Source organism: Jannaschia maritima (genome assembly GCF_030973515.1).
Classification (GTDB): Bacteria; Pseudomonadota; Alphaproteobacteria; order Rhodobacterales; family Rhodobacteraceae; genus Jannaschia; species Jannaschia maritima.
In genome coordinates this window covers 19,457-35,743 of the sequence record NZ_JARGZA010000023.1, presented here as the reverse complement: position 1 = coordinate 35,743, position 16,287 = coordinate 19,457, and the positions used below count along the sequence as shown (strand labels likewise).

Here is a 16,287-nt window from a genome sequence, read left to right as displayed (position 1 = left end):
TGGCCATATGTCGAGGCAAAAGCGCCACCGCGATCACATTTCCAAGGCGGGGTGGAACCTACACCGACCCCTGATGCGTTAACAAACCCCGGGGTTTTCGGTTTGCACAGATCACCAACGCGTACGTGATCATGCCGTGGACATCACAACAGCGTCACCGAAGCGAAGCATGCGTCGAACAGATCTTGGACTGGCGGTATCGATCTTGGGCATAGGCAGGCCTTTGCTTACCGAAAGCAGGAATGGGTTACGCTCGTATGCATCGTGTCGTTCTGGCGCGTACTGTCTCAGGACAGCCTTCGGAAGGGTGGTCCCGTTTGGAACAGGTCAGGGTAGAGCGGTCGGGTCCCAGAGATGCCGTCCTTTGGAAGGACGGCGCGATTTGCAGCAGATGCTAGCGCCATGAGGCCCGAACCGGATCTGCCGTCGGGGGCGATCGCCGTCCCGGTCATCGGCTTGGTGATCGGGCTGATAACTTGGTTCCTCGGTTTCGGTATCGTGTGGGTACTCTTGGCCTTCTTCGTATTCGGGCCCGCCCTCGGTGTCGGCATCGTCGCCGTTCTCTCCCTGTGTGCTCGGTCCGGTCCCCGTCGCAAAGGTAGGGATCGACCCGACCGGGGGATCGAACTTAAAGGTCGGGTCGCCGACGGAACGGACGAGTGATTTTGCTTGGTACGCTGGGTCCCGTCAGGCCCGCTGCTGCGACGGACACGGTCCTGTCGCGGAGATTGTGGTCGTTCCCATCATTCCGGGCCGCCAATGTGCTGCGCGAGCGGTGGGCAGGCATTCTGATGGCGCGATGGGGCATCAATGCGAACCGGTCCCGGTGTCGGGGTCGCGCAATCCCGGCGAACCGGGATCGGAACTGAGCCCGGAACCGGTCGAACGTAAGCGTTAAGGTCTCTGAAGGCGCGGTTGGCCGGACTACGAGGGTCGGTCAGCTCGGGGTCGGCGAACGCCTAGTTGCGCCAGACCGGCATCGGGAAATCGGTACTTGGGGCGATCTTAAGGACGCTCGCTTCGCGTTCGGGGGGTTACACAGACCGGGAGTTCTGCGTTGCTCTCGCGATGTCCCGGGGGAACCGCCAACCGCGCAAGGTGGCGGGTCTGGACTTCAGAGGGTGTGAATACTCCCGAGGTATCGGTGTCCACCATCCCAGGTCGCCCGTCCCCCCGTCCGCAGATGCTCGCGATAGGCAATCTGTTCGCCCACACCGAGTCTCCCGCTTCGCACGGCTACCTTCTGACCAACCTCGCAGTCTGCGGGTCATACCGAAGCCCAGTGATGTCGCCTGCGGTGATCGCTTCGACTGCCTCATCGATCACCAATAGCGGCACGACGAACCACTCCCGAGGCGAGATCGGCTTACCGAACCGGTCGGTGATCTCGATGTCGGCCCGAGCCGGTTCCAGAACGCGATGGAGGAGGGTCTCGAACTTCGACCGACTGATATTCATGAGTTCGTAAGTTCGTTCGACCTTCACGCCGGCCATCAGGAAGGTCGGCTGGTTCTCGGCATCCGCGATCCGACGTTCGACCGTTCCCCCGGTCACGCCGACCTTATGGAACAGGTCGCGCCGTTCGGCGATCCAAGGATCGTCGGACAGGCTGCTGAGAACGTAGATCGTGCCCGTTCGCCGGTCGCCGGCCTCCTCGGCGGTTCCGAACAGCGGCCCGGCGCTCGGGTCGGTGATGCGCCGCCCCGTGTCGTCCTTCGTAAGCGCCCGTTGGAGGGACCGCATCAGCAGGTTGCTCTGCGTGCCGTTGTCGTAGACCAGCCTCAGCCGAGCGTCCCAATCGCCATACTCCTGGCGGAAGGGCTCCTCCATATCGGCGACGTAGACCTTCTGACCGTTCAGGACGAAGAAGCGCCCGGCCTTGATGCCCATCTCACCTTTGAAGCGGATCGTCTCTCGGACGCCGGTGTCCATCTCGGATTGGACGGTCTCGAAAAGGGGGCGGAACTTCTCGAAGTCCGGGCACGGATCGCGTTGAGCGATCTCTTCCGCAGCCTTTTTTTCAGATGCCGAGCGGACATGACGAAGGGTCGTCAGGTCTGTCCCTTCGGCTTCGACTCCGAGCGAGGCGAGTATGTCCTCGTCATCTTCCAGCTTGCCATTAGTGTCTGGTGGCAATGGGGGAGCAGACAGGAGTCCTTGATGGTCTGTCGGCTTCAGAAGATCGTGCCATTCGGTCAACGCTTGCAGCCGGGCAAGGCGCAAGGCGTAGAGACGTTCGAAGATGTCCCCGTCGGTCGAGTGACTGGGGATGCGATCCCTCTCAGCGACGAACCGCTGGATGTCCTCGAAGCCGGCCAGGACCCGTTCCTCCTGCGGGGTTCGGGCACGCGACTTCTCGACCTCGATTTCGACGCCGAGTTCGGCCAGCAGGTCCTCGTCGGTCTGATCAGCCATGCTTCGCCTCCGCGACCTTGCGGCTCAGGAACGCGATCCCCTCCGCCATGCGCCGCTCCCAGGGGTCCTGAGAGGTCGCCGACGGCAATCGCCCCCTCTCGGCCTTGAACTGCTTTGCCCGCAGGGCGAGTTCGCGAGCTTCCTCGATGGTGAGGCTCACCTTCTTCCCGGCGATGATCGCTTGGACGGCCTTCAGCGCATCGGCATCCATCGTCTTGGACAGGATGGAATAGGCTTCGCCGAAGGGGTTGATGGAGTCGATCAGGTCGATGTCGAGGTCCCGCACATCCATCGCGAACTTCCGGACGCCGTCGATCAACGCGGTGTTGGGCGATGGCTCTTCTGGATCGTCCTTCGCCTTCCGCACCTCCTCCGACGCCTTTTGGGTCAGATTCAGGGCGGCGACGGCCCTCTGACGGATCGCCTCCCGGTCCGCTTCGGGCAGTTCCGGGTAGCGATCCTTGATGACCTTCCCCATCCGAACCTGCGTCAACTCCTCGGGAACGAGGTCCTCCTTCTCGGTGAACAGGCCCTTCTCGACATTGTGCCGGTCCTGCACGAAGCCCGCGATGATGTCGTTGATGTCATCCTCGCAGGCCGCGCGGCCCTTCTCGGTCGTCGGTTGCTTCAGTCCCTTGATCTCGATCTGGAACGCCGCCTGGGGACCATCCGAGAAGCCTATGTTCGACTTCGACGGGTCGTACCCATCGGGGCCGTAATCCACGCCCTCCTGCGGACCGCTGGCCGCCGTCTTAGGGACGAACTCGAACTTCGGGGCCAGCACCTGCTCCATCAGAAGGCTCGCCGCGATGGCCTTCAGCGTGTCGTTCACCGCCTCGGTCACGGCCTCGTCGGAGGCGGAGGGCTCGGCGATCAGGTTCGTGAACCGGGCGCGGGTCTTGCCCGGCGCGTCTCGGGTCGCCCGGCCGATGATCTGGACGATCTCGGTCAGCGAGGCCCGATAGCCCACCGTCAAGGCGTGCTCGCACCAGATCCAGTCGAACCCCTCCTTCGCCATCCCCAGCGCAACGATGATGTCCACGTGGTCGCGGTCGTCCTTGTGGGCGGGGTCCTTGAGGGCGGCGAGCACCTTGTTGCGGCGGGCCGGATCCGTGTCGTCCACGAGGTCGGCGATCTTCAGCATCCGGCCGTCCGGGGTCTCGACGATCTGGAACCCGGTCACGGGGTCGGCATGCTTCCACTCGCCCAGGGCGTCGATGATGTGGCCGACTTCCTTGTGCTTGTCCTTCGTGCTTTCGCGCGAGTTGACGGAGGGGATGTGGAGGATCGTCTTCTCGGTCGGGTCGAGCACCTTCAGGATGTCGTCGGCATAGGACCCGGTGTAGAAGAAATACCCGATGTCGAGCTGCTTGAGCCAGCGGTAGCCGTTCAACTGCTCGTAGTAGGTATAGACCACCGTATCGAACCGCTGCTCGTCCTCCGGCGACAGCACGGCCTCGGCGTCGCCCCGAAAGTAGCTGCCCGTCATCGCGACGATGTGGGCACGGTCGCGCTCGATCAACTGGCCCAGATGCGCGCCCAGCTTGTTGTCGGGGTTGGCCGAGACGTGGTGGAACTCGTCCACCGCGATCAACCGGTCGTCGAACGTCTCGATCCCGAACCGGTCCACGGCGAAGCGGAAGGTGGCGTGGGTGCAGATGAGGATTTGGTCTTCGGATCCCAGGAACCTCCCCACGGCCCCGACCTTGCCGTCGTCCCCGCCCGGCGCGTTGCACAGGTTCCATTGGGGCGCGACGGTCCAGTCGGCCCAGAAGCCATGATCGGTCAGCACCTCGTCGGCGAAGGACGATCCGATGGACCGTTCGGGCACGACGACGAGGGCCTGTTTCATCCCCTGGTTGGCCAGCTTGTCGAGCGCGATGAACATCAGCGCGCGGGACTTGCCGGAGGCCGGGGGCGACTTGATAAGCAGGTATTGCTCTCCCCGCTTCTCGTAGGCCCGCTCCTGCATCGGGCGCATGCCGAGCTCATTGGAGGCGTGGGTCGCGCCGGTGCGGGCGTAGGTGACGGAGACGGTGGGGACGGCGTTAGGCACGGGCGCCCTCCTTCGCGGTCATCTTGGTGTAGCGGGCGAAGAGATGCTCCAGGCGCTCGGTGTCGTTCCTGAAGCGGCGGCCGATGTAGATGCGCTCCAGGGTCTCGTCGTTGGCGTCGTGGGCGGCGCGGAGGTCGCCCGGCATCTTCTCGGGGTCGTAGAGGTCGGCGATGGTGGCGGGGAAATGCGCCTCGCGGGTCAGCAGGATGCGCTCCGCGCAGGCGGTGAGGTCGTCGCGGTTCTTCTGGGTCAGGGTGGGGACGGGGAAGGTGTTCCAGCCGAGGGTGTTGGAGTAGCGGAAATCGGTCTTCATTTTGCCGCAGACGGTGGCGATCCAAGCAAGATGCAGGCGCGAGCAAAGAACTGACAACGACCATAAGGGTGCATCATACAAACCAAACGCGTAGTTTACGATCGCATTCTCCGGCAGCAAGTCAACGGGAAACCATTCTCGTCTCTCCGAACTCACGATAGGTATTCCAAACGCTGTCCGATATTTTGGCGACCGAATCTCGACAAATCGATAAGGGCGATCTGCCCATTCCCTGGTAGCTTTCTTGGGGCTTTTCAACCTGCTCTCTGCAACTTTCTGGAACCTAATTTGCAACTCCGAGACTCTTTCAGCATCCGCTGACTGGTCGCTCTCAACCCATATGCAGAGCCTTCGTGTTCCCTTCACGATCTCCTGTCCGCCGAACATTGGGCGTAGGAATGCCTGGCCGTCGGCGGAGAAAGTTGCTGCCTCGCTTTCCGAAATTATAAGGTGGCCACCATCCTTCGCGAAGTTCCCGAGAAGCATGTTCGGTAAATTGCTCTGCGGCCTTGCAGTCGGCTCAACGAAAACCGTCGGCGCTGCCAACAGATACGGATTTACCTGTTCAACTCGACGCTCTTCCATCACACCTTGGCAACTGAGCGAAAAGATTCGAGGCTCTGAAAGTTCATCATGTGACAGGCCGATGACGATTACCGTCACGCCAGCATTATTTTTTGCGAGGTTGCGCCAGAGAAAGCTAAGATGGGCGAATGATATGCGCGCGCCCAAGTGGAAAATGATGGGCCAAAAAACTGGAACCTGCTGGCCCTGGCATATGGAGTTTGTTGTAACAAACGCTGATCCACCACGACTTTCCTTGAGATATCGAGAGGCTAGGAGGAGCCATCCGCAAACGTAGTCGAGTGATCTCCATTTTGGTGTGCTATCTCGAAAGAGGCGCTCCATGTCTTGCTTTTGACCGGTATCCTGCTTCTTATCGCCAACATAAGGCGGATTCCCACAAATATACGTCTCCCCGCCCTCGTTCTCGAAGTCGATCTCCGCCTGGTCCGGCTCGACCCCGAAGAGGTCGCCCGAGCGCACCTTCGCCCCCGTCCCCGTGGGCGGGCAGACCTCCAGCCAGTCGATCCGCAGCGCGTTGCCGCAGGTGATCCAGTTGCGGGCGTCGAGAGGTAGGAACTCGGCCAGCGCCTCCTTCTGGCCCCGGTAGAGCACGTCGCACTGATACTCCGCGATGATCAGCGCCAGACGGGCGATCTCGGCCGAGAAGTCCCTGATCTCGATGCCCCGAAAGTTGGTCAGCGGGATCACCGAGGGCGCGTCCGCCTCGCCCCGCCGCCGGTTCACCTCCGCCTCGATCTCCCGCATCTGCTTGTAGGCGATCACCAGGAAGTTGCCGGACCCGCAGGCCGGGTCGAACACCCGGATGCGGGCCATCCGCTTGCGCAGGTTCAGCAGCTTCCGTCCGTTCTCGCCCGCCTCCTCCAACTGCCGCCGAAGATCGTCGAGGAAGAGCGGGTTCAGCACCTTCAGGATGTTCGGCACGGAGGTGTAGTGCATCCCCAGGGCCGACCGCTCGCCGGCATCGGCGACGGCCTGGATCATGGAGCCGAAGATGTCCGGGTTGATCCGCGTCCAGTCGAGATGCCCGATATGCAGCAGGTAGCGCCGGGCGAGGCGGGAGAACTTCGGCACCTCGACGGAGCCGGAGAACATCTCCCCGTTCACGTAAGGAAACACGTCGGCCCAGTTGCGCAGCCCGGCGGCCTTGCGGTCGGACGGCTTGGTGTTCATCGCCCGGAACACCTCCGCGATCACCCAGTCGGTGTTGGTGTCGTCCGACATCTGCTCGACCGTCGCGGTGAACTTGTCGTCGCCGCCGAAGATGTCGGTGTCCTCGGCGAAGAAGCAGAAGATCAGCCGCGCCATGAAGTGGTTCATATCGTGCCGCCGCGCGGCGGAGCCCCAGTCGGGGTTCTCCTCCAGCAGCTTGACGTAGAGCTTATTAAGCCGCGACGTGGCGCGGATGTCGAACGCGTTCTCCCGGATCTTCTCGACGGTGCTGATGCCGGCGAGGGGGAGGAAGAAGCCGAAGTGGTTCGGGAAGTCGGGGTAGGCGCAGGCGACCGTCTCTCCGCTGGCCAGGTCCTCGGCCTCCAGCGTCTCGCCGTCGGTGGCGAGGATGAACTTCACCTTGTTGCGCTTGTTCGCGGTCGCTGGGCTGTCTCGCAGGGCGGTCAGCGCCTCGGCCACGTGGCCCGGCTCGGCGACCAGCATGTGGATGTTGTTCGTCTGAAGGACGCCGCTCAGGTCGGACTTGTTCGCCGTGCCCTTGCGCAAACGCTTCATCACGCTGCCGGTCGGCTTGTTCCCGAAGGCTTCGAGGAACGCGAACGGGAACTCGTCCGCGTCGAAGTCCCGCTCAGCCAACTTGGTGATGGCCTGCTCGATCTCGACGGCGTTCATGGTCGTCCTCCGTCCCCTCGGCCGGACCGCCCCCGCGGTCGCCGCCCGTCCGGCCAGGTCCCGCCCCGTCCGACCCCTCCGGCGCCGTGCGTCGCGTGTCGGATCGCAGCTGGCGACCCCGGCAGGATTCGAACCTGCAACCTGCCCCTTAGGAGGGGGCTGCTCTATCCAGTTGAGCCACGGGGTCGCGCGGTCCCTCGTTAAGGGGGAGCGGGGTCGCTTGTCCATGGCATCCGGCGGGCATAGCCTGTTCCGACCCCTTGCAGCCGGAGGTCGCCGTGGCGGAGCGTGGCAGACGGACCCATCTGACCCTGCGCGACGTGTCCGAGGCGGCGGGCGTATCCGAGATGACGGTCAGCCGCGTCCTGCGCCAGCAGGGCGACGTCAGCGACAAGACGCGGCGCAAGGTGGAGGCGGCGGCCCGGATGCTGGGCTACGTGCCCAACAAGATCGCGGGCGCGCTGGCCTCGCAGCGGGTGAACCTGGTCGCCGTCGTCGTTCCCAGCCTGTCGAACCTGGTGTTCCCCGAGATGCTGGTCGGCGTGCAGGAGGTGCTGGACGGGACGGGCCTGCAGCCCGTCGTGGGCTCCACCGACTACGACCCCCGCAAGGAGGAGACGACGCTGTTCGAGATGCTGTCGTGGCGTCCGTCCGGCGTGGTGGTGGCGGGGTTGGAGCACACGGATGCCAGCCGGGCGATGCTGGCCAACGCGGGCTGTCCGGTGGTGGAGGTGATGGACGTCGACGGCGATCCCGTGGACGCGGCGGTGGGCATAAGCCATTGGCGCGCGGGCTATACCGTGGGCCAGGAGGTCGCGGCGCGGGGCTATCGCCGGGTGGGCGTGCTGGGCACGAAGGTCGCGGGCGACCACCGCGCGCGCAAGAGGGTGGAGGGGTTCGAGCGGGCGCTGGGCGAGGCGGGGATCGCCATCGCGGACCGGGCCGATTACGATGGGGGGTCGGGCTTCGCGCGGGGACGCGAGATGACGGCCGCGATGCTGGACCGGACGCCGGACCTGGATGTCCTGTTCTACACCAACGACCTGACGGCGGCGGGGGGGCTGCTGCTGTGCCTGGAGCGGGGGCTGGACGTGGGCGGCGCGCTTGGGCTGGTGGGGTTCAACGGATTCACCCTGCTCGACGGGCTGCCGCGCAAGCTGGCCACGGTGGATTCCCGCAGGCGGCAGGCAGGGCGGATCGCGGCGCGGATCATCGCGGGCACGCACGAGTTCACGTCGCCCGACCGGCGGGTGGAATTGGTGCCGACCTTCCTGCCCGGCGACACGTTGCGGGACAGACACGGCTTATAGGGGCGAACGGGCCGCCGGTGGTCCGCGAAATGCCTCGAATTGCTCGCGCCGGGAGAATATCGAGCGATATCAACCGTGTTGCACGGGTCCGTCGAATGCGACGCACCGCGACCTGCGGCCCGTCGTCCCATGCACCCCCCGTACACCCCCCGTGCATACGCGCGGGCAGACGGGGGGTTGCCTGGGGCGAGGGGGTTGCCGTGCGGTGGCGTTCCATGCGGGGAGTGGTCCGGCGAACCGCTCGGGCGGTCCGCACTCCGGGCGTCGAAACGATCCCCCGGATCGTTCCGTCCCTGCGGGGGGACCGGACCTTCGCCCCCGTACATACGCGCGGGCAGACGGGGGGTCGTGCGGGGCAGGGGGGGTGCCGTGCGGGGGGTGATCCGGCGGACCGCTCAGGCGGTCCGCGCTTCGGGCGTCGAAACGATCCCCCGGATCGTTCCGTCCCTGCGGGACCCGCCCTTCGCCCCCGAGCAGATGCGGCGGCAGATGGGGACCATGCGTGGAGGCGATATCGTCTTGCGACAACGTTCCTCGCGGGGTGCGCGAACGAAGGGAGCCGGACCACAGCATGTGGTGCCCCGCGTATCGAACTCCTCGGTGTCTGGATTCCACCGCCCTCGCGTGGCCCGGTCGGCTTCGTCCGGCGTGCCGGAAGACACGTCGCCGAGTTATGCGGCTGGCGGGACGGTTCGCCCCGTTCAAGCGTTCCGTAAAGGTCTGGACCTACCCCTTCGGACGTTCCACGAGCTTCGAGCGACCCTTCTGCATCCCGATCGGCGTTTAAAAAACTGTCCCGTTGTCATGCACTTGAAGAACAAATCTAAGCGACCTCCGTACAACGTGCGCGACGCCTAGCTTGGCGAATACCGTAAAGGATCACACCAACAATCAAGAGCGCATCGATCACGAGCAGCGTGGCCGAAATTGGTCGATCCCAGAAGATCCAATGGCCGTCGCGCGAGATCAGGAGCGACCGGCGGTAGTTGTTCTCTAGGAGCGGGCCGAGGATAACGCCGATCACCACGGGGGCGAGCGGATAGCGGGCGGCCTTGAAGAGGATCCCGACGAGGCCAAAGCCCAGCATTGCCCAGAGATCGAAGATCGACGCCTGCAGCGCGAAGGCGCCGACCGCGCAAAGAAGCAGCACGATCGGAATGAGGTTAGAGCCGCGGATGCACAGCACGTAGGCGAAGAGCGGCGTCATCAGGATGCCGAGGACCAGCAGCAGCGCGTTGGCGAGCAGGTAGACGAGGAAGATGCCGCCGACGATCTCGGGACTGTTGGCAAACAGGGCAGGGCCCGGGAAGACGCCGAGGATGATCAGCGCGCCCAAGAGCACGGCCGCGCCCGCGTCGCCCGGTATGCCCAGGGCGAGGGTCGGCACGAACGTACCGCCCACGGTCGCGTTGTTCGACGCTTCCGTCGCGACGACGCCGCCCTCCGCCCCCTCGCCGTAGCGTTCATCGGGCTTCGCGAGAGCCTTGGCCGCGGCGTAGGCCACGAAGGAGCTCGCCACGCCGCTCGCCCCGGGGATCGCGCCGAAGAAGGCGCCGAGCGCCGAGGAGCGCAGCAGGTTCGCCCAATGCAGCAGCGTGAGGCCGACCGCGCGCAGTCCGACGCGGACGGGGGGCAGCGCGACCTTGTCGTCGAGGCTCGGCCGCATCACCTGCCAGACCATCTCGGGGATCGCGAAGAGGCCCACGACGATGGCCACGATGTGGAAGCCGTCGAGGAGATGGTAGGACCCGAAGGTGAAGCGAAAGCCCGTGGAGAACTGGTCTGTGCCGATCGTGGCGATCAGGAGCCCGAAGCAGCCGGCAAGCAGACCCTTCACCAGCGAGCCCTCGGAGATCACCGCGACCGTCACGAGGCCCGTGATTGCCAGGGCGGTGTATTCGGGGGCGGTGAAGCCGCCGGCGAACTCCGCCAGCATGGGTGTCGCGACGATCAGCACGGCCCCACCGAACAGGCCGCCCAGGGCCGAGGCGCTTATGGCGATGCCGATGGCGTCGGCGCCGCGTCCGGCCTGCGCCATCGGGTAGCCATCGAAGAGCGTCGCGGCGGCCAGGGGCGTCCCGGGGATGCCGAGCAGGATAGCCGAGACCGATCCGCCACAAGAGCCGGCCACGAAGATCGCCGTCAACAGCCCGATCGCCGCGATGGGCGGCTGGCCGATGGCGAAGGGCAGCACGAGGATCATGCCCATGAGCGGCCCGAGGCCGGGCAGGGCCCCCACGACGAGGCCGAAGGCGACGCCGAGCGCCACGAGGACGACCGTCTGCACGGTCAGGAAGAGCGGTAGCCCCGCTAGGACGGCATCGAACATACCGCGTCACCAAAGCCAGAAGAGGTTCCAGTTGATCGCCCCGCCGGGCAGCACGACGTTCAGCCTTTCCTCGAACAGGATCGCGGTCACGAGCATCGCCGCGATGGAGATCAGCGCAGCGCGTCCGTTGCGGCGCGCGCCCGCAATCTTCATCATGGCAAAGACCGCCGGTGGCGTCGCCAGCGAATACCCGACCAGGCCGAGGCCGAGGAGGTAGTGCCCGAAGGCGCCGACGAGCGCGGCCGGACGGACCAACGTCGTCCAGGGCACATGACGCCCAGCGTCGACGTCCCTCCGTAGGGCCGTCTGCGTCAGTGCCACCACCAAGAGCACCAGGACGACGATAGCGACAGCGCGGGGATAGGAGGCCGCATCGTCGTAAGGCGTGCCGCCCGCCATCCCCTGATCGACGAAGGATGTGGCGATCTGCTGGAACACGGTCCCGCAGATCGCCACGAGGAACAAGGCGGCGAGAAGGTCGGCGAAGGGAAGCCGCTTCAACGGTCTTCCCCGCACCCCCAGATCACGGATGTGGTCATAGACCGCCCATCCGCTCCTCTTCCCAGGCAATCGCATTTCGCATCGACTCGAGTTGGGCGCGGACCGGGCCCACGACGTCGTCGTATTGCTCCGGGCCATAGGATAGCGGGTTGAAGCCGATGCCGCGAAGCTGCTCCCGCACGTCCTCCCGCGCCATGGTCGTGCCCATTGCCTGGCGCAATGTCTCGGTCTCGGCATCGGGCGTGTCGGGGTGGACCAGCCACCAAGTCCAGCCCATCGGTGCCAGGCCGGAGATGCCGAGGTCGATGTCGAGATCGACGAAGGTCGGTGCGCCCCCATAGGTCGCCGCCGCCCCGGGATCGTCGGAAAGGACCAGCACGATGTCGAAGGCATCGGGCTCCTGGATGTAGGCGCGCGGGTTGACGTAGGCGAAATCGAGGACGCCGGCTTTCAGGTCCTTGATGGCGTCGCCGTCGGTCCCGTAGGGGATATTCTGCGCGACGCATTCGTACGCCTGCAGAACGCGCGCCGTCACCATATGCGGAAGGTTGTTCCGCGCATCGGTCGAGTAGCGCAACTCGCCCGGGTTCTCGGCACAATAGGCCATTAATTCTTCGATGCCCTCGAACCTGTCGTCGCCCGCGCGCATGCCGATCGAGAACGGCACCGAATGGGCGGCGTGGAGCGGCTTGAAATCCTCGTGGGACCAGTCGGCATTGCCCAACACGGGCTGAAGGACGAGTGGCGCGACCCAGCCGTCGATGAGCGTGTAGCCGTCGGCCGGCCGACCCATCGCGGTGATGAACGATTTGGTGCCCCCCGCACCGGGGGTGGAGACGATCGTGATGGTTTCGCCCAGTTCCTCGCTCATGGCTTTGGCGACGATCTGGCTCGCGGCCATCGCAGCGCCTTGGGTCCAAGGGAAGATGTTCTCGATCGTCCGTTCGGGATAGTCGGCTGTCGCCATGGAGGCCGAGAGGCCCCAGGCCACGGCGGTCGTGGCAAGCGCGCGAATAAGCATGGTGATCCTCCCTCGATCCAGCTTCGCCGGCGGCCGTTCCCTAAGGAGGCAGCCACATCGCCGACAAATCCACTCTAGCCGCCGTCCGACAAATAGTGAAAATGAAATCTGCGACGTGTGAATATAGAGAAAACGAATGGATAAGAAATTCGCGACCTTCCTGGCGGTCGCCCGGACGGGCAGCATCACGGAGGCAGCGCGGACGCTGAACATCACGCAGCCGACCCTGACCAAACGGCTCCAGCTGCTCGAGGGGTCGCTAGGTTGCAAGCTCTTCCAGAGGCTTCCCAGAGGCATCCGTCTCACGGCGGAAGGCGAAGGCCTTCTTCCGCATGCACGACGCATGCAGCACGAACATTTCCAGGGCCTGGAAGCGGTACGTGCGGTCCGGTCCGGCCAGCTCGCCGATCTGCGGATCGGCGCGGGGCCCCTATTCCATTCCCGCTATCTTTCCTGGGTTTTCGCGCATTTGCGCGCCGATCATCCCGAAACCACACCGCGGCTCTTCGCGGACTTCAATTCGCGCATCGTCCCTCGCCTGCTCGATGGGCGTCTCGATCTATCCTTCGGCACGCGTTCACCCGATGCGGAACGGGGCGGTCTCGCATTCCACCACCTTATGGACGTCGAACGCGGTCTCGTCGTTCGCAAGGGTCATCCCGCGGCACAACGCAGACTCGCCGCCGCGCGCGAGATGCGGGGTTTGGGCTGGGTCGCCTTCTCGAACACGGACGAGATGGAGGATCTCGTCGCGGCCTACCTGGCCGCCCAGGCGCTACCGCCACCGGACATTCTTCTCCAGACCACATCGCTGTCACTCGCGTTCGAAACCGTGGCCACGACCGACGCCGCGATGGTGCTTCCCATCCAGATGGCGCCCGTCCTCTCGCGGCATGGTCTCGTCGTCGTGCGCGTGACGCCGTCCTTCGGCATCCTGCCGGCCGGTGCCCATCTTCGCGCCTCGGCATACGAGTACCCGGTCGTGCGCCGGACCATCGAGTTGATGCGCGATGCGATAGAACAAGGCGGCACCGACACACCAGCGGCGGACATTCCCTAATTCTATGGCGGCGAAGACAAGAATTCATTTTTGCAATGCTGACCGAACCCATAGCCTGACCTCGGCAAAGAACGTTGAGGTGCCGGCCATGAACACGTCGATCACCGACCAGGTCCGTCCTGCCGTGTCGTCGCCGGACATCCTGGGTGAGAGCCCGATCTGGGACGAACGCGCCGCGCGGCTTTATTGGGTCGACGTGCGCGCACCCGCCTTGCGTAGCCTCGATCCCCACACCGGCGCGGTGCAGAGTCGGGCGATGCCGGAGGTGATCGCATCGGTGATGCTGCGCGCGGCGGGTGGGCTGGTCGTCGGGCTCAAGTCGGGACTGTACGCATTCGATCCTGAAAGCGAGACGCTCGATCTCCTTCGGGCAATCGGCGAGCCGCACGAAGGCAACCGGGTCAACGATTGCAAGGTGGACCGCAAAGGCGCGATCTGGTGGTCGACCATGTGGGATTTCGGCTCACGAACGACCGGATCCCTCTATCGGCTCCGGCCCGACGGAGCCAACGAGACGTTGCGCGCCGACATCACGATCCCGAATGGACTGTGCTTCGGTCCCGAAGGCGACCGGGCCTACTTTGCGGACACGCCCACGGGACGCATGGAATCGGCCAAGATCGCCGCGGATGGTGCCATCGGCCGTTGGCGGGACTTCGGGGCCCCGGCGGGCCTTCCGGGAAATCCAGACGGCAGCGCGTGCGACTCCGAAGGATGCGTCTGGAACGCCCGCTACGGCGGCGGCGCGGTGGTATGCCTGTCCCCGGAAGGAGAGATCCTTCGCCGGATCGACCTGCCGGTGTCACAGCCGAGCTGCTGCGCGTTCGGGGGACCGGATCGCCGGTCGCTTTTCATCACCACGTCACGCCAGGGCCTCTCGGAGGAGGCGCTGCAGCGCGAACCCCTCGCCGGATGCCTTTTGCAAATCGACGTGGATGTCGCCGGTCAGCGCGAGGTTGGATACGGCGGATGAGCGGACAGTCGAACGAGAAGTCGCTTGCCGGGCGCCGGGCGCTCGTGACCGGGGCGGGATCGGACGGTATCGGGCTCGCGATCGCCGTGGGGTTCGCACGGGCGGGCGCAGACGTTGCGATCCATTCGCTCGCGCACGACGAGGCGGCCGAGGCCGCGCTCGACGCCGTCCGAAGGGAGGGTCGAAAGGCTCTGCTTCTCACGGCGGACTTCTCCGACCCCGCCGCCGCACGCGGCACCGTCCACGAGGCGGAGCTTGCGCTCGGCGGGCTCGACATTCTTGTGAACAACGCCGCAACCACGCTACGCAAGCCCGCGCTCGAGACCAGTGATGACGAGTTCCTGCATATCCTTCAGGTGAATCTCATCGCCCAGTTCGCCTGCGCGCAGGAGGCCGCGCGCCTCATGATCGACAAGGGCGTCAAGGATGGCCGCATCGTGATGGTCACTTCGGTGAACCAAGCGCTCGCGGTACCCGACCAGATCGCCTACTGCGCCTCCAAGGGCGGGGTGATGCAGATGGCCAAGGTACTCGCGCTCGAACTTGCGGGGACGGGCATCACCGTCAACATGATCGCACCGGGTACGGTCGTCACCGATCTGAACCGTCACCTGCTGGCCGATCCCGCGTTCCATGAAAGGCGCATCGGTCCGGTCCCCATGCGGCGGCTGGGGCAACCTTCGGACATCGCGGAAGCGGCCATCTATCTGGCCGGGTCCGGGTCGTCCTACGTGACCGGGTCGACCATCGTGATCGACGGCGGTCTAAGCCTCCAGTAAAAGAACGCTGCACCGACCGCTTCGATCAAGATCTACGTGCTGCCCCTCACTACGACCTCGAATCCGATATCCACCGAGCGGGGGCCACCATCGTCGACACGCCCGTCGACGATCGCCTCGCCGGCGAGGCGTCCGATTTGGACCGAATCGGCGCGAACCGACGTGAGACCGCCTGGAAGCAAGCGCGCGATGTCGTGGTCGCCGAAGCCGCATACGGCGACGTCGTCGGGCACGCGAAGCCCCGTATCCAAGCAGTGAAGGAACGCCCCAGCCGCGATGCGATCGCCCGAGAAGACGATGGCGTCGGCACCGCCGCGTCGAACGAGACGCTTGATCGCGTCTTTCCCAGCCTCCATGCTGGTCACGCATTCCATCAGCAATTCGGGAACGACCGCCATTCCCGCCGCCCGCAGCGCGGCCAGATAGCCGTCGCGCTTTGCCGCCGCACGGCCGTTGCCGCTTACCGGGCGACCGACATAGGCGACCCGTTCGTAGCCTCGATCTAGGACGTGGCGGGTCAGCGCAAGGGCTGCAGCCCTTTGGTCGTATCCGACCGCGCGGTCTATCGGCTCACCTTCGATCCCCCATGTCTCCACGACCGGCACGCCCGACCCGGCAGCGAGCCGACGGGCCCGTGGCGTGTGCTGTGTCCCGGTCAAGACCAGACCGTCGGGTCGTCGACCCAGCGCGGCGGCGACGAAGGCCTCCTCCCGGTCGGGGTCGTAGCCGGTATCGCCAATCAGGAGGTGCATCCCATGCGCGGCGAGAACGCCCTCCAAACCCCGCACCATGTCCACGAAGATCGGGTCCAGAAGCGTCGGAACCAGGACCGCGACGATGTCCGACCGTTGCTTCGCCATTCCACGCGCGGCCAAGTCGGGCACGTAGTCGACGGCCTGCATCGCCGCGTCGATCCGCTCGCGCGTCCGGGCGGAGACCGTCGCTGGCGCATTCAATGCCCGTGACACCGTGACGACCGACACGCCCGCGGCCGTCGCGACGTCCTGCAGACGGGCCCTTCGTATGTTGGGGATATCGCGTCGTGCCATTCGGCCCTCCTGTGCCCCGATCAGGCCGGTATATGAGATAACTTGACGAAG

Annotated in this window: 11 protein-coding genes and 1 tRNA gene; 4 read left to right on the top strand and 8 right to left on the bottom strand. The window is 65.2% G+C overall.

All coding sequences use genetic code 11. From position 1 onward, the window contains the following. Positions 1-1,236: 1,236 nt before the first annotated feature. The 4 genes from P0084_RS16870 to P0084_RS16855 form a co-directional block, all read right to left on the bottom strand. Positions 1,237-2,415 carry a GIY-YIG nuclease family protein gene (locus P0084_RS16870; protein WP_308918052.1) on the bottom strand — a complete coding sequence of 393 codons (1,179 nt, stop codon included), beginning with the start codon at positions 2,413-2,415 and terminating at the stop codon, positions 1,237-1,239. Continuing rightward, positions 2,408-4,471, bottom strand: a complete 2,064-nt coding sequence (locus tag P0084_RS16865; RefSeq protein ID WP_308918051.1) for a DEAD/DEAH box helicase — start codon at positions 4,469-4,471, stop codon at positions 2,408-2,410. Before P0084_RS16865 ends, P0084_RS16870 begins: the two co-directional genes overlap by 8 nt. Then, a complete protein-coding gene (locus P0084_RS16860; protein ID WP_308918050.1) occupies positions 4,464-7,214 on the bottom strand; it encodes a class I SAM-dependent DNA methyltransferase in 2,751 nt (916 codons plus the stop codon). Before P0084_RS16860 ends, P0084_RS16865 begins: the two co-directional genes overlap by 8 nt. Before the next feature lie 110 nt (positions 7,215-7,324). After that, a tRNA-Arg gene (locus P0084_RS16855) sits at positions 7,325-7,401 on the bottom strand. Positions 7,402-7,474: 73 nt separating this feature from the next. Between P0084_RS16855 and P0084_RS16850 the strand changes: the two genes are divergently transcribed. Next, positions 7,475-8,524: a LacI family DNA-binding transcriptional regulator gene (locus P0084_RS16850; protein ID WP_308918049.1), complete on the top strand. Its 1,050-nt coding sequence runs from the start codon at positions 7,475-7,477 to the stop codon at positions 8,522-8,524. Positions 8,525-9,347: 823 nt separating this feature from the next. Here P0084_RS16850 and P0084_RS16845 read toward each other — a convergent pair. From P0084_RS16845 to P0084_RS16835, 3 genes are read right to left on the bottom strand one after another with little or no spacing between them, the layout of a single operon-like run. Beyond that, positions 9,348-10,853 (bottom strand): tripartite tricarboxylate transporter permease, encoded by a 1,506-nt coding sequence (locus P0084_RS16845; protein ID WP_308918048.1) that lies wholly within the window; start codon positions 10,851-10,853, stop codon positions 9,348-9,350. A 6-nt stretch (positions 10,854-10,859) separates the two neighbouring features. Continuing rightward, entirely contained in the window at positions 10,860-11,354 is a 495-nt protein-coding gene (locus P0084_RS16840; protein WP_308918047.1) for a tripartite tricarboxylate transporter TctB family protein, read from the bottom strand. A gap of 34 nt (positions 11,355-11,388) precedes the next feature. Continuing rightward, positions 11,389-12,345 (bottom strand): Bug family tripartite tricarboxylate transporter substrate binding protein, encoded by a 957-nt coding sequence (locus P0084_RS16835; RefSeq protein ID WP_308918046.1) that lies wholly within the window; start codon positions 12,343-12,345, stop codon positions 11,389-11,391. Between the two features lie 166 nt (positions 12,346-12,511). Between P0084_RS16835 and P0084_RS16830 the strand changes: the two genes are divergently transcribed. The 3 genes from P0084_RS16830 to P0084_RS16820 all read left to right on the top strand — a co-directional run bounded on the left by P0084_RS16830 (position 12,512) and on the right by P0084_RS16820 (position 15,187). Continuing rightward, positions 12,512-13,435 carry a LysR family transcriptional regulator gene (locus P0084_RS16830; protein WP_308918045.1) on the top strand — a complete coding sequence of 308 codons (924 nt, stop codon included), beginning with the start codon at positions 12,512-12,514 and terminating at the stop codon, positions 13,433-13,435. An 88-nt stretch (positions 13,436-13,523) separates the two neighbouring features. Beyond that, a complete protein-coding gene (locus tag P0084_RS16825; RefSeq protein WP_308918044.1) occupies positions 13,524-14,408 on the top strand; it encodes an SMP-30/gluconolactonase/LRE family protein in 885 nt (294 codons plus the stop codon). Beyond that, the gene (locus tag P0084_RS16820; protein WP_308918043.1) at positions 14,405-15,187 is read left to right on the top strand and encodes an SDR family NAD(P)-dependent oxidoreductase; all 783 of its coding nucleotides are present in this window, start codon (positions 14,405-14,407) and stop codon (positions 15,185-15,187) included. Before P0084_RS16825 ends, P0084_RS16820 begins: the two co-directional genes overlap by 4 nt. A 32-nt stretch (positions 15,188-15,219) precedes the next feature. Here P0084_RS16820 and P0084_RS16815 read toward each other — a convergent pair whose 3' ends face one another. Next, the gene (locus P0084_RS16815) at positions 15,220-16,236 is read right to left on the bottom strand and encodes a LacI family DNA-binding transcriptional regulator (RefSeq protein ID WP_308918042.1); all 1,017 of its coding nucleotides are present in this window, start codon (positions 16,234-16,236) and stop codon (positions 15,220-15,222) included. Between the last annotated feature and the right edge of the window lie 51 nt (positions 16,237-16,287).